The organism is Allobaculum stercoricanis DSM 13633 (assembly GCF_000384195.1).
Classification (GTDB): Bacteria; Bacillota_I; Bacilli_A; order Erysipelotrichales; family Erysipelotrichaceae; genus Allobaculum; species Allobaculum stercoricanis.
Genome location: NZ_KB913034.1, coordinates 400,841 through 415,100 on the forward strand (window position 1 = coordinate 400,841; position 14,260 = coordinate 415,100).

At 38.9% G+C, this 14,260-nt stretch carries 11 protein-coding genes; 10 read left to right on the top strand and 1 reads right to left on the bottom strand.

Features of this window, described 5'->3' with window-relative positions; genetic code table 11:
• Positions 1 to 132: 132 nt before the first annotated feature.
• A complete protein-coding gene (locus ALLST_RS0101895; protein WP_019892303.1) occupies positions 133 to 1,512 on the top strand; it encodes an ISL3 family transposase in 1,380 nt (459 codons plus the stop codon).
• 94 nt (positions 1,513 to 1,606) lie between these two features.
• On the opposite strand, the gene ALLST_RS0101900 is transcribed toward ALLST_RS0101895, so the two are convergent.
• On the bottom strand, positions 1,607 to 2,506 hold the full coding sequence (locus ALLST_RS0101900) for a class I SAM-dependent methyltransferase (RefSeq protein ID WP_019892305.1): 900 nt from the start codon (positions 2,504 to 2,506) through the stop codon (positions 1,607 to 1,609).
• 188 nt (positions 2,507 to 2,694) lie between these two features.
• Between ALLST_RS0101900 and ALLST_RS0101905 the strand changes: the two genes are divergently transcribed.
• The 9 genes from ALLST_RS0101905 (at position 2,695) to gatB (ending at position 14,134) form a co-directional block, all read left to right on the top strand.
• Positions 2,695 to 3,870: a hypothetical protein gene (locus ALLST_RS0101905; RefSeq protein WP_019892307.1), complete on the top strand. Its 1,176-nt coding sequence runs from the start codon at positions 2,695 to 2,697 to the stop codon at positions 3,868 to 3,870.
• Between the two features lie 207 nt (positions 3,871 to 4,077).
• Positions 4,078 to 6,381, top strand: a complete 2,304-nt coding sequence (locus ALLST_RS09755) for an ATP-dependent helicase (RefSeq protein ID WP_019892311.1) — start codon at positions 4,078 to 4,080, stop codon at positions 6,379 to 6,381.
• On the top strand, positions 6,378 to 7,682 hold the full coding sequence (locus ALLST_RS09760) for a chloride channel protein (protein ID WP_019892313.1): 1,305 nt from the start codon (positions 6,378 to 6,380) through the stop codon (positions 7,680 to 7,682). The genes ALLST_RS09755 and ALLST_RS09760 overlap by 4 nt, the downstream gene beginning before the upstream one ends.
• A gap of 189 nt (positions 7,683 to 7,871) precedes the next feature.
• Entirely contained in the window at positions 7,872 to 9,869 is a 1,998-nt protein-coding gene (ligA, locus tag ALLST_RS0101925) for an NAD-dependent DNA ligase LigA (protein WP_019892315.1), read from the top strand.
• Positions 9,859 to 10,947 (top strand): CamS family sex pheromone protein, encoded by a 1,089-nt coding sequence (locus ALLST_RS0101930; protein ID WP_019892317.1) that lies wholly within the window; start codon positions 9,859 to 9,861, stop codon positions 10,945 to 10,947. Before ligA ends, ALLST_RS0101930 begins: the two co-directional genes overlap by 11 nt.
• Positions 10,948 to 11,041: 94 nt before the next feature.
• A complete protein-coding gene (gatC, locus tag ALLST_RS0101935) occupies positions 11,042 to 11,335 on the top strand; it encodes an Asp-tRNA(Asn)/Glu-tRNA(Gln) amidotransferase subunit GatC (RefSeq protein ID WP_019892319.1) in 294 nt (97 codons plus the stop codon).
• Entirely contained in the window at positions 11,335 to 12,168 is an 834-nt protein-coding gene (locus ALLST_RS11745) for an amidase (RefSeq protein ID WP_281166743.1), read from the top strand. The genes gatC and ALLST_RS11745 overlap by 1 nt, the downstream gene beginning before the upstream one ends.
• A complete protein-coding gene (locus ALLST_RS11750; RefSeq protein WP_281166745.1) occupies positions 12,081 to 12,728 on the top strand; it encodes an amidase family protein in 648 nt (215 codons plus the stop codon). Before ALLST_RS11745 ends, ALLST_RS11750 begins: the two co-directional genes overlap by 88 nt.
• Positions 12,713 to 14,134 carry an Asp-tRNA(Asn)/Glu-tRNA(Gln) amidotransferase subunit GatB gene (gene gatB / locus ALLST_RS0101945; RefSeq protein ID WP_019892321.1) on the top strand — a complete coding sequence of 474 codons (1,422 nt, stop codon included), beginning with the start codon at positions 12,713 to 12,715 and terminating at the stop codon, positions 14,132 to 14,134. Before ALLST_RS11750 ends, gatB begins: the two co-directional genes overlap by 16 nt.
• The last annotated feature ends 126 nt before the right edge of the window (positions 14,135 to 14,260 follow it).

The following is a 14,260-nucleotide window of genomic DNA, read 5'->3' on the forward strand; positions in this document are numbered from 1 at the left end:
GATTTTTTTGGTTCTAAGTAAAACTGTGTGGGATTTGTCTTTTGGATTAAAAAAATTAATCTCTTTTTTCACAAAAGAAAAGAGATCTCTTTAAAATTGTAATAACCACAAAACAACTTAAGGAGATCTCATATGCATACTAACTGTTCTGTGACCATCAGTCAAACTATTCCTGGAGCTATTGTTTATCCTGAATCACTGACTGGATTCATCAATCAAACAACTGATCTAATCGTCAGCGATTCCGGACAACTTTTTTATCATATCTATGGTGAACAATTCATTACTCCAGAAGATTCTGTTTGTCCTTGTTGCAAAACAACTATGCATGTTCATGGTCAAATCACTCGAGTACTCAAGCATGAATCCAAGGGAAATTCAACTTGCAGAATTTTTGTGAAGGTTACTCGATTCAAATGTCCAAAATGCCATAAAACCCATGTGCAACAGATCCCTTATGAATGCCCCAATCACAGAATGACCACTGATCTTTATAAACAGATCACCTATCATCTTGAACGACATGATTTATCGCTTAAAAAGATCGCACAGATCTGTGGAGTAGATCCGCATACTGTAAAAGCGATTGATAAAGATCGTCTTTCAAAGTTCTACACGACAGAAGATGGATCTCATCGCAAACTCAAGAAACCTATCGAGTATTCGCGTTATCTAGGCATTGATGAATTTAAACTTCATAACCATCATCAATATGCCACTCACATTATCGATCTGGATACAGGACACATTCTATGGATCGCTTTTGGAAAGAAAAAACAGATTGTATATGATTTTATCAACCATGTAGGATACAACTGGATGCGTCACGTTAAAGCAGTGAGCTGTGATATGAATGCCTATTTCTACTCGGCATTCCATGAAAAGTGTCCATGGATCCAGGTTGTGTATGATCGTTTTCATTTGATCAAAAACTTTAATGACAAGGTCATTTCTATGGTCAGAAAAGACGAGCAGCGCCGCTTAATCGAAGAAGGTAATGTCGGGAAAGCTCGTTCATTAAAACAAACCCGATATATTCTTCTATCCTCTCCAGAAACACTTGAAAGGAAGGATGCGCTAGCGAGTCAAGGAACTCTTCTTGATTCTGGTCATGTCCTATTTCGAAAAGAACCCAAAATTCGCAAAGGCGGGTTAATGAAGAAATATAAACAACTATTGAAAGAGAACGAGCTGTTTTTCGCCATAGATCTCATTAAAGAAGAACTAAAAGAGGCCTATGCGACAAGTGACGAAAATACAATGGCAAATCATCTTACGCATATTGTAGAAATCTGCAATGCGACAAAGAATGAACATTTTCAATGGTTCTCTAACTTAATCCTCAAACACTGGAATGGATTGATTAGTCATGCGATTCTACACTTGTCTAATGGCAAAATAGAAGGGATCAATAATAGAATCAAAACGGTTCGAAGAATGTCTTATGGTTTTCGAGATGACGAATATTTCTTCTTGAAATTAATTGACATGAGTCGTTATCGATCAGCTTGATTTATAGATAATCCCACACGATTTTCCATAGAGCCATTTTTTTTAGAAAAAGAAAACCTCGATCTTGTATCGAGGCTTTTGTCAATTATTCAGTTTAGTCGCGTTGGGGATCAAAGCTTGTCCAACGGCCAAAGGATCCGCAAGGTAAATAAGAATTGCCTTTAGTGATCGGTAAAAGTGTTTCTCCTACTTCAACAAAGCCTTTATGCTTACGGGCAACAGTACGTTCTAATGTTTGACGTAAAGTAGTCAATGGGAAACCAGTTGTATATAAATTGACTAAGAAAAACAAAGATTGATCAGATAATAATTCACTTGCTTCAACGAGAAGGTCATAAATATTATCTTCTAGTTTCCAAACTTCGCCATTCGGACCACGACCATAAGAAGGTGGGTCCATAATAATGCCATCATAGGTACGGCCACGGCGTTTTTCACGAGCCAAAAATTTCATCACATCATCGACTAAAAAGCGAATCTTTTTGTTTTGAAGATGATTGAGTTCCATGTTTTCTTTTGCCCAAGCGTTAATGCCTTTTGACGCATCGAGATGCACGACTTCATCCGCTCCAGCTTTTGCAGCAGCCATTGTCGCTCCACCAGTATAGGCAAAAAGATTTAAGATACGAATTTGGCGATTTGGATTTTCTTTTTTAGCATTTTGAATTGTATTCATAATGAAATCCCAGTTTGCAGCTTGTTCAGGGAATAATCCAGTATGCTTAAATCCAGTTGGCGAAATTTTAAAACGCAAATCTTTATAGGAGATCGTCCAATAGTCTTTGATTTTCGTTTTGAATTCCCATTGTCCGCCACCTTTATTTGAACGATGATAAATCGCATGTGCCAATTTCCAATTGGATTCATCATCAATTGGCCAAAGTGCTACGGGATCAGGACGACGCAAAATAATATCGTTCCAACGTTCTAACTTTTCTTTACCCCCAGCATCGAGTACTTCATAATCTTTCCAATCGGATGCAACTTGATTCATAACTTCACCTCTATTTGTTGTTTATTGATTCTATGAATTATAGCATGTGTAAACAACTGTTTTGATTCTACTAGAGAACATTTGATTTTCAAACAATTGGAAAAGAAAATAGGAAATGCGCTATTCTATTAGATGGATCGAATACAGATGAAAATAAAACTCTCATAAAAACAGAAAGGGTTGATAATATGTTTGTTCAATTAATATGTAAAGATCGCAATCCGGATCAGATGGATGAGATTTATCAAACATTAGGCGCATTGTCGCAAAGAGAAGGCGTCCAAATCGAAGATCGTGGTCATGCGGTTGAAATTCTCGTTTGCCCACAAGGAAAAATCGTCGCTCAAGAAGACGAAAAAGATTTGATCTTAGCTGCGAATACCCGTCATGGTGGACCGGGCTTCCATGCTTTTGTGGTTGACTTTTTTGAAGATTTACAAGAAGAAGTAGAAGGCGAATACGAGTTTTTTGATGATACGGAGTACAACAAAGATGAAGACTTTGATCGCCTCATTACCAAATATGAAGAAGAACTCGAATATGTTCGAAAACTGATTTTAGATCGACCAGGATTTAGTGAAAAAAACTATATGTTCGATGAAACGTATTACTTGCCACAAGCACAACAAGGCAAAATTAATACGGCAACCGGCGTGATGGATTTAACGGATTTCCAAACGACAAATATTAAACATTTAATGGATCGTTTCTATGTTTGGAATGATTGGGATCGTGATGGCCAGTTCTATTTAAATAGTGCACTGACTTTAATTGCGAAAGATTATTATGGAAAGTATTCGCATATGGATGAAGTCAGCGCCAAAGTCGCAGAGACAATTGCGGAGGATATCGAAGCCGCTTATCGTTTAAATCCGCTTTTACCTTTACCTTTAAATACGTATCAGGAAATTTGTGAACTTCTTCATCGCGAAAGCAAGTTAAAAGGGGCGATCGCAATGGACGAAGAAATCGTTCCTTATCGCAACAAAGATGTGCATCATATTTTTGAAGATGCCCGAATTGTTGCATTAGGAAGTGCACAAAGAAACTACGATCCAATTTGTCAATCGCTGTTCTTAAGTGCGCCTTATCAAGATGAAGGGGAGTGGAGTTGGCTCATTCAAGCTTCTTTACAACCAGATATTTTGACCAATGTCGATGAGCTATTAGAAAGAGAACCAATTGTCCGAGATGATCAAACGATCGTTTGGATGGATGAATATTTTGAAGAGGGTATTGATTATATCGATGCTATTATTCGTGAAGATGAACGTTATCTGTACATTCATTCATTAGCACAAGACTTAGCGCAAATGGACTATTTGCGCCAATGCATTTTACAATCGGGCTTTTACCACGCTTAATGATTTTGACCACCCAACGAGTCTTGGGTGGTTTTTTTAAATGAAAGCGGATGAAGGTTGGTGTGTAACGGATGTTCAAAAGGAATTCCATCGCAAAAAAATTGCTTTGTGTTAAGATGACAAGAGCCAAAAAATATTCGCCCAAACAGGTGAATAAATTGAATATTGAATACGATTTTCATATTGAAAATAAGAAAGGATAAACCGATGGAACCATTATTAAATTCTTTGAATCAATCGCAAAAAGAAGCCGCGACATGTGTTGACCAACATGTACGGATTGTTGCGGGTGCGGGAAGTGGAAAAACGCGTGTGTTAATGGCACGAATCGAATACTTGATTAACGAGTTAGGTGTTTATCCAAGCAAAATTATGGCGATTACCTTTACCAATAAAGCGACGTGGGAAATGAAAAATCGTCTGACAAAACAAATGGGCGAAATGGATGCTGCAAGAGTACGGATTTCAACGATTCACTCATTATGCGTCCGCATTTTGCGTGAAGATGCTTCAGCGGCAGGCTTTCCTCGCAATTTTGAAATTTTAGATACCGATGATCAAAAATCATTGTTGCGCAGAATTTATAAAGAAAATGAAATTAACTTAAAAGATCATCCTCTCGCTTTAGCAATGGAGGAAATTTCCAATATTCGCAAGCAAGAAGCGGCGCGCCGCTTACCAAAATACAAAGACGATATTCTCGACATTCCCGAGCAAGAAATGGATTCGCAAGTTGTTTTTGCGGCAAAAGAATATTTACGACGTTTAGATGAAATGCGTGCGATGGACTTTGACGATTTGCTGTTGCAGGCGCATAAACTTTTAGCAGAACATGAACAAGTACGAACGAAATGGCAAAACCGCCTCGACTACATTCATGTCGATGAGTTTCAAGACGTTGACCCCATTCAATATGACATCATCCGTCTTATCACACGTGATGATGCAATACTAACGGTAGTCGGAGATCCGGACCAGACGATTTATTCTTGGCGTGGGGCTTCGATTAACATCATTATGAATTTTGAAAAAGACTTCCCCAATACCAAGACAGTCATTCTCGATCAGAACTACCGCTCTTTGCAGCCAATTCTTGAAGCGAGCAACGCATTAATCGCAAATAATCGCAATCGTATTGAGAAAAGTCTATTTAGTGATAAAGAAAGTACAACTTTACTTGATTTTTTTGCCGCAGACGATTTAGAATCTGAAGCTTGGAAAGTCATTGAAACATTACGCAAAGATCGTGGACAATCGAAGCGCAAATGGGAAGACTATATGATTCTCTATCGCTCGAACTACTTGTCACGCTCTTTTGAAAAAGTATTACGTTTGAATCGCATTCCTTATCGTTTAATTGGCGGTGTCCGCTTTTTTGAGCGAAAAGAAGTAAAAGATATTTTGGCTTATATCAAGCTTTTAACGCAGCCTGATCCAACAGATCCTAAACAACTCGCTTTAGATATTCCTTTAGAGCGAATTATTAATGAACCCAAACGCGGCATTGGCAATAAAATGATCCATGATTTGGAATTATTAGCTAAAGAGCGGGATTGCAACGTATTATCCGTGTTGAAAGATGCAAGTTCGCTGACGAAAGCACAAGCAAAAAAAGCAACTCAATTTGTCGAGATGATCGAAAGTCTACAAACAAAATTTAACCATTATGTTGAACAAGGCGAAGTCGATCAAATTATCGATGATATTTTAGACGATACCGGTTATCGTCTAATGTTAAATGCCTTAGGTCAAGAAGGAAAAGATCGTTTGGATAACATTAAAGAGCTCCAAAACGATTTGCATGAAGCGATTAGCGATACCCAAGATTTTACGATCGAAGAGTATTTACAAAATATCTCGTTATTAAGTGATTCAAATAAAGAAAACCAAGCGAATGGTGTAACTTTAATGACTGTCCATGCCGCAAAAGGAACAGAAGCACCTGTTGTTTTTATTGTTGGTGTCAATGAAGGAGTTTTCCCCGCATTGCGATCAATTGAAACAAGAGGATCATCGGCATTAGAAGAAGAGCGCCGCTTGATGTATGTGGCCATGACACGTGCGCAAGAAAAGCTCTATATTAGCTGGAACAGCGGTTATTCTTTTCAAATGGGCGAGTTCTCAAAACCTTCGCGTTTTGTGGTGGAAATTCCGGAAAAATGGATCGAGCGAAAACCTGAGCCTTCATCAACGCTTTTACAAAGCGATGATCTACGTAAAGTTAGAGCACCTAAAAAAGATGATCTTGTTTTAACGAGTGCATCAGGCAAAACGCTCGGTGTGATTCATGGTGGCAAAAATAACAACCGGGCGCAGACTTTAAATAGTCGCCGCATAGCACCAACGAAAACAAAAGACAAAATCAAAGCTGGTGACTTCGTTGAACATCCAAAATTTGGTGTAGGGACTGTATTAGATGTCACACCAACAGCTTTGACGATTGAATTTTCGCAGGGTTATGGCCAAAAGCGGATTGCCCCTGGCTTTGTGAAGAAAAAGGTGATGGAATGAATCAAAAATCAAAAAATATTTTGAAAGCCATAAATATCGATATCACAAAAACACAATTTTTTGGTGAAACACTCATCTATATGGGAATTGGTTTAATCATCGGTATCATTGTTGCTTTCTTTGAATTTATTTTCGCAAAAGGGATCGAAATTGTGACCAACCTTCGACTCAGTCATGGTGGAACATTATGGCTTTTGGCTTTACCGATCTTTGGCTTATTGATCGTTTATGTATTTGATCACTTTGGCGGAAAGTCCAAACAAGGCATGGCATTGGCGTTTAAAATTGAACGTGGTGAAGAAACATCAATTCCAAAGCGCACTCTTTCATTAATGGCACTAGCAACTTGGTTATCTCATTTAGCTGGTGCGAGTGTGGGAAAAGAAGGCGTGGGTATGCAAATTGGTGCGACAGTCTCCAATACGCTAACGCGGAAACTGCCAGTATTAAAAAATCGTAAAACGATTTTTGTGCTCACAGGGATGGCTGCTGGATTTGCGGGATTGTTTGGAACGCCATTTACGGCAATTTTCTTTGCGATGGAAATTTTCGTCAGTGGTGTGATTGAATTTAAAGCGTTAGCACCAGTGGTTATGGCATCAATTTCCGCCGCAAAAGTAACGGCTTTATTAGGTTTACATGCGGAGTCTTTTACTCTTGGCTTAGATTTGCAATTTGAATTATTCACTTATGGTTGGAAGCTCGTATTATTGGGGATCATTTTTGGTTTTGTTGGCGCACTATTTGCGCGGACGATGCATTTTGCCCATCATTTCTTTGAAAAAGTGTTCCCAAATGACTATGTCCGTATTCTAGTAGGCGCAATTGGTGTAGGACTATTATTGTGGTTATTATGGGATGGACGTTATAGTGGATCGGGCGCAAGCTTAATTGAAGCGGTATTCCATGGTGAAACAATATATGCTTGGGATTTCATCTTGAAATTCATTTTGACAGCTTTATGTTTATCGATCGGATTTATCGGTGGTGAGGTTATGCCTCTCTTTACGATCGGAGCAACATTAGGTGCAGTCATTGCGCCATTCTTCGGTTTACCGGCTATTTTTGGTGCGGCATTAGGTTATGCGGCTGTATTTGGAGCGGGAACGAATACTTGGTTAGCTTCCATTATGGTTGGTGCGGAAGTGTTTGGATTTCAATTTTTCCCTTTCTTCTTTGTTTGCTCAACTGTAGCTTATTTATTTAATGGCAACTGCTCTATTTATGCTTTACAAAGAAATTTATCGTTGGCCTTCATGATGGAAGATGCTGATGAAAATGTAAAACCACAAATCAAGTAAGCAAGTACGCACTTGTTTGTTAAACTGTATATTCAACCAGGTTTGTTCATAAGAACACCTGGTTTTTTTGGTACAATAAACAATAGGTCTTTTGGCAATCAAAAGACTTTTGAAATTGAAATAATTTCGATTAAAATTCTTTTGAAACGAATTTGCCAAACTAGTGACAAAAAAGAAAAGAGGTGTCTCATGTCCAAACAACGGATTGAACAACTACGTGCTTTATTAACACAATATGCCACTCAGTATTATATTGAGGATCAACCAACTGTTTCGGATGCTGAATATGACCGCCTGATGGAAGAACTCCAAGCTTTGGAACAACAACATCCAGAGCTTTATGATCCTAATTCACCAACACAACGGATTATCGGGAAGGTGTTAGATGGATTTGAACAAGTTACGCATGCCCAACAAATGTTATCGTTAGGGGATGTGTTCAATAAAGAAGAATTACAAGAATTCGTCGATCGCATTTGGAAACAATTTCCTGATGCTAAATTCACTTGTGAATACAAATATGATGGCTTAGCGATGGCCTTGATGTATGAAGATGGCGATTTTGTTCGCGCCGTGACAAGAGGCGATGGATTTGTTGGAGAAGATGTCAGCGAAAACGTACGAACAATTGCGACCATTCCGATGCATATTGATATGCCCGGTCATGTTGAAGTTCGTGGGGAAGTGATTATGCCTAAAAAGAGCTTTGAAGCGCTCAATGCTCTACAAGAAGAAAATCACCAACCGTTATTTGCCAATCCGCGTAATGCGGCAGCGGGAACGATTCGCAATCTCGATACAAGCATCGCTCGTAAACGCCGTTTGGATATGTACTTATACTATTTCCAAAATGGCGAAGAACATGGCATTCATTCACAACAAGAAGCACTCACATCTTTACAAAAACTGAATTTTCGCGTGGATCCATCGTGGAAACTTTGTTCAACTTTTGATGAGATTTGGTCATTTATTGAACAAGCAAGTCAAAAGCGAGCAGATCTGCCATTTGAAATTGATGGAATTGTTATTAAGCTAAATCGATTTGATCAACAACAACAATTAGGCACAACCGCAAAAGCACCACGCTATGCGATTGCCTATAAATTTCCGGCTGAAGAAGTAGAAACACGATTGATTGATATTACGCTAACGGTTGGACGAACGGGGAAAATTACGCCGAATGCCGTGTTAGAACCAGTTCGAGTAGCGGGAACGAAAGTCAGTGCGGCCACGTTACACAATCGCGACCGCATCGAAAGTTATGATTTAAAAATTAACGACAAAGTCATTATCCGTAAAGCGGGAGACATCATTCCAGAAGTCGTCCGCGCTTTACCAGAAAAACGAGATGATACAGTCGTTGATTTTGTCTGGCCAACAACTTGTCCAATTTGTCATTGTGAATTGGTCAAAGATGAGCAACTAGCCGATTATTATTGCGTTAACCCAGAATGTCCTGCCCAAATTGTCGAAAGTATGATTCATTTCTGCAGTCGCAATGCGATGGATATTGAAGGTATGGGGGATAAAAAAGTCGAGTGGTTACATGATCATCACTTTTTAGACTCGATTGAAGATATTTATTGTTTGCATGAAAAACGAGAACAATTACTTCAACATAAAGGTTGGGGAGAAAAAGGCTTAGATAAGCTTTTTGAAGCGATCGAACAAAGCAAACAACAACCATTAAGCCGCTTGCTTTTTGGTTTAGGTATTCCTTTAATTGGCGCAAAAGCAGCAGCCTTATTGGCGAATGAGTTTGGAACGATGGATGCTTTGATGCAAGCGAATGTCATGCGCTTGCAGTCGATTAATACAATTGGTCATTCAATGGCGACTTCGCTTGTGAAATTTTTTGGCCAAGATAAAAACCAACAATTAATAGCCAATTTAAAAGCACTCCATTTAAATATGGAGCAACCACAAATCAATCAAGAAGAACAAACCGATTCTTTCTTTGCGAATAAAACAGTTGTTGTCACGGGAACGTTACAACAGATGACTAGAAAAGAAGTGACGGAAACGCTCGAACGACTCGGCGCAAAAATAACGAATTCGATCTCGAAAAAGACCGATTTATTGATTGCTGGAGAAAAAGCGGGAAGTAAACTTGAAAAAGCGAAAGCGAATCATGTTCCAATTTGGGATGAAGCGCGCTTTTTAAAGGAGATCCATCATGACGAGTAAAGTGATCAAAACGTTCGTTGCCATGGGGGCAATTTGTACAAGTTTGACTTTGGTCGGGTGTGAGGATAGTGTTCAAAAAGCGCAACCTTTAAAACCAGGCGACTATGCGGCTATCTTGCCATATGAAACAAGCGACACACGCGGAAAACACATTGGTTTAATTGCCGATATTGATATTCGTACACAAATGGAAAAAGGCTTGATGGATATTTCTAAAGCTTATTTTTCACCAGACGAAGTGGCTTACAAAAACCATGCGTTTTTAGATTATGACGAAATCGATGCTTCGGATGGATCAAGAGGACTTTTAGGAACCCTTCGTGATGGCAACCCGAATGGTTTAAATCCAAGTGCCAATGAAGAATTCGATACGGGAAATGGGGTTGTAAAAGGACCAATTCTCGTTGTCGACTTATATGAACTTGATTTTTATACAAACAACGATTTAAAAGGAATTTCGATTGGATTGGCCGTGACTGATGCAGTAGAAGATGACCAAGGCAATCGCATTGAGATCACGCAAGAAAAATTGGATGAATACTTAAACGCAACCGGATCTAAAATTGTTTCGTATATGCGTGAACGGTTTAATGAAATTACGCCAAATATTCCGATTTTAATTGCCGCTTATCAGCTCAATACCAATGAAGAAATTTCCTCTAAAGGTGGGTATGTTTTTACTGAATATTTTACCCAACATCGCAGTAGTACCGATGTGGTATCAGAAGAATATTATCTTTTACCTTCCACAACCTTTACGGAAGCGCAAGCGGATATGGCGTATCAATTTGAAACGTTCCGCCAAGATGTAGCAACAATCTTAACCGATACAACGTATACAGTAGGCCAGGCAAAGGTTCATAATGGTTCGGTACAGCGATTAGACATTACGATTAACGCGCATGGAAAAACAGTTGGTGAAGTTTTAGCTGTTGTTCAATACGTGCGTGAGCGTATGGATATTTTCGAATCGCAAGATTGCGAGTATACCGTGATTATCAAAAACAACGATGAAACATGTGCTTTGATGAAACGTGCTGCAAATAGCACGAAAGTTGAAGTGATCACCGTTTATTAAGAAGTTTAAAATCTCTTTGGAGGAAAGTCTGACTCAAGACTGAAAACAAAGATCAATAGGATCGATGAGATGAATCGACCAAGAAAGGAATAGAATGGAAAAGTTTTCGAGTGAATACTTACGCAAACTAGCGAGCGACTTAAAATTTTCATTAAGTGACGAAGAAGTCGAAGAACTTAAAAAAGATTTTGAAGCCGTAGAACAGCAGATGGAATTATTTGAAACGATCGACACCGAAGGTGTAGAACCGATGGTCTATCCATTTGAAACACCAACGACTTTCTTAAGAGAAGACGTTGAAGATGAAGTGTTAAGCCAAGAAGAGGCATTACAAAACGCTCCAGAAGTACGCATGGGTCATGTCCATGTACCAAAGGTGGTGAAATAATGAAAAGTCTATTAACGCCAAAACAATCTGTTGAAGCAATCAAAACATTACAACCGGTATTAAATGCAGCCATTACGATTGTTGAATCTCCAGAAGAAAATACCAACGATGGGGTATTCGCCAATGTTCCTGTTGTTTTAAAAGACAACGTTTCAACAAAAGGCATTCGCACAACTGCATCCTCAAGAATTTTGGAAAACTATGTACCTGTTTACGATGCAACTATCGTTAAAAAGATGAAAGAACAAGGTGCTGTCATCGTCGCAAAAGCAAGTATGGACGAATTGGGAATGGGTGGAACAAACCGCAATGCTTTAATTGGTCCTGCTTATAACCCATGGAACCAAGACCACATTACGGGTGGATCAAGTGGAGGAAGTGCTGCTTTAACTGCAGCAGGGACAACACCACTGGCGATTGGAACTGATACAGGGGATTCCATTCGTAAACCAGCAGCCTATTGCGGTGTCATCGGGGTTAAACCAACCTATGGTCGCATTTCCCGCTATGGAATCGTGCCTTATTGCTCTTCTTTAGATACAGTAGGTTACTTTACAACCAATATTTCTGATGCGGCACAAGCACTTGAAGTATTAGCTGGACGTGATGATCACGATATGACATCCTCCAACTTACCAGTTGAAAACTACTTAGAAAATCTCAATGGCAATTTAGAAGGTAAGAAAATTGCTGTCTTTAAAACAATAGCGGATCACATTGTCAATCCAACATTGGCAATCCAACATTGGCAAACCGTTTTGAACAACTCGTCAAACAACTCAAAGACCGTGGTGCAATCATTAGTGAAGTTGAAATGGATACCAAACTGCTGAACATGATTGCTCCTGTTTATAAAACGATTTCGAATGCGGAAGCAACAGCAAACCACTCTAACTTAGATGGTTTACGTTTTGGTATGCGCGAAAATGGCGAAAGCGTAGATGAAGTGATGACTGCTTCTCGTACAGCGGGATTCTCTAGTTATGTTCGGGCAAGATTTTTAATTGGTTCTTATTCTTTATTTGAAGAAAACCAAGATCGTATGTTCCGTAAAGCGCAAAAAATTCGTCGTTTAATTGTGGAAGCTTATGCGAAATTGTTTGAAGATGCAGATATCGTTTTAACACCTGCAGCAATGGATACTGCGCCATTGATGAAGGAAAGTGCTGATTTACGTTTTGGTGAAGATCGCTTTGAAAACGAACATATGCAACTTGCCAACTTCTCTGGTTATCCATCTTTAACAATGCCACTTTGTTTGGCAGAAAATGGATTACCATTAGGAATTAATATCACAGCTAAACCATTTGCTGAACAAACCATGTTTGATGTTGCCTATGGTTTAGAACAAATCATCGATTGGAAGGAGGCACCAGCATGTCTTATCAAGTAACGATCGGGATCGAAATCCATTGCGAATTGAAAACAAAAACAAAAATGTTCTCCGCAGCTCCAACAAGCTTCGGGGCATTAGCCAATACAAAAACATCAGTTATCGATTTAGCTCATCCAGGTGTTTTGCCTTGTGTCAATAAAGAAGCAGTTCGCCTTGCGATTAAAGCATGTGGAGGATTACATTGCACAATCGATCCACTTGTAAAATTTGACCGTAAAAACTACTACTACTCCGATTTACCAAAAGGATTCCAGATCACTCAACAATTCCACCCAATTGGACGTGATGGCTATGTTGTGATCAAAACAGATGAAGGCGAAAAACAAGTTCGTATCGAACGTATCCATATGGAAGAAGATACAGCGAAACAGTTCCATAAAGATACGGGAACTTATATCGACTTCAACCGTGCCGGAACACCATTGATTGAAATCGTTTCTCGCCCAGATATGCATTCAGCTCAAGAAGCAGCGGCTTATGTTGAAGCATTACGTCGTACGTTGTTCTACCTCAATGTATCCGATGTCAAAATGGAAGAAGGATCAATGCGTTGTGATGTCAACATCTCTTTAAGCGATGATCCAAATAAATTAGGAACAAAAGTTGAAATCAAAAACTTAAACTCCATTGCCAATGTGCAAAAAGCAGTTCAAGCGGAAATCGAACGCCAAAGTGCTTTATTAGATGCGCATGAACCAATCATTCAATCGACTCGTCGTTTTGATGAACCTTCTAAAACAACAGTGTTAATGCGTAAAAAAGAAGGAAATGTTGACTACAAATATTTCCCAGAACCAAATATCTTCCCAATCCAATTAGATGAACAATGGATTGAATCCATCTTAAATCACTTAGAAGAATTGCCAGAACAAAGATTAGAACGTTTCATGACTACTTTTGGATTAAACGAATACGATGCTTCTGTTATGGTCAATGATCGTGATATGGCTGACTTCTTTGAAGAGGTAATGAAAGATACTAAAGAAGCGAAAAAAGCGGCAAACTGGGTGATCGGGGATCTTTCTGCTTGGTTAAATAAAAACAATAAAACGTTTGCGACAAATCCATGTAAAGCAACAGATATCGCTCGTTTAGTAAACTTAATCGAAGAAGGAACAATCTCTGGAAAACAAGCCAAAGAAGTGTTCGAAGAAGTCATGACGGGAAAGAAACCGGATGATGTCATTCAAGAAAAAGGCATGCAGCAAGTTTCTGACGATTCGACATTAATCGCAATGATTAACGAAGTTCTTGATGCGAACCCACAATCGATTGAAGATTACAAAAATGGTAAAAACCGGGCAGTAGGTTTCTTAATGGGGCAATTGATGAAAGCCTCTAAAGGACAAGCTAACCCTAAAAAAGCAAATGGTTTATTAGTCGAAGAATTGAAAAAACGCTAATTCATCATTTCAAACGAATTTTATTCAAGATAAAAAGCTCCCGTTTAGATCAAATAGGGAGCTTTTCTAATGAACAAAAATGTTCGTTTCCCTCGTTTGCAAAGTGATATAGAATCATTCTGTACG

Coding starts and splice junctions, on each gene's coding strand:
- ALLST_RS0101895 (WP_019892303.1), top strand. CDS start 133: ATGCATACTAACTGTTCTGTGACCATCAGTCAAACTATTCCTGGAGCT.
- ALLST_RS0101900 (WP_019892305.1), bottom strand. CDS start 2,506: ATGAATCAAGTTGCATCCGATTGGAAAGATTATGAAGTACTCGATGCT.
- ALLST_RS0101905 (WP_019892307.1), top strand. CDS start 2,695: ATGTTTGTTCAATTAATATGTAAAGATCGCAATCCGGATCAGATGGAT.
- ALLST_RS09755 (WP_019892311.1), top strand. CDS start 4,078: ATGGAACCATTATTAAATTCTTTGAATCAATCGCAAAAAGAAGCCGCG.
- ALLST_RS09760 (WP_019892313.1), top strand. CDS start 6,378: ATGAATCAAAAATCAAAAAATATTTTGAAAGCCATAAATATCGATATC.
- ligA (WP_019892315.1), top strand. CDS start 7,872: ATGTCCAAACAACGGATTGAACAACTACGTGCTTTATTAACACAATAT.
- ALLST_RS0101930 (WP_019892317.1), top strand. CDS start 9,859: ATGACGAGTAAAGTGATCAAAACGTTCGTTGCCATGGGGGCAATTTGT.
- gatC (WP_019892319.1), top strand. CDS start 11,042: ATGGAAAAGTTTTCGAGTGAATACTTACGCAAACTAGCGAGCGACTTA.
- ALLST_RS11745 (WP_281166743.1), top strand. CDS start 11,335: ATGAAAAGTCTATTAACGCCAAAACAATCTGTTGAAGCAATCAAAACA.
- gatB (WP_019892321.1), top strand. CDS start 12,713: ATGTCTTATCAAGTAACGATCGGGATCGAAATCCATTGCGAATTGAAA.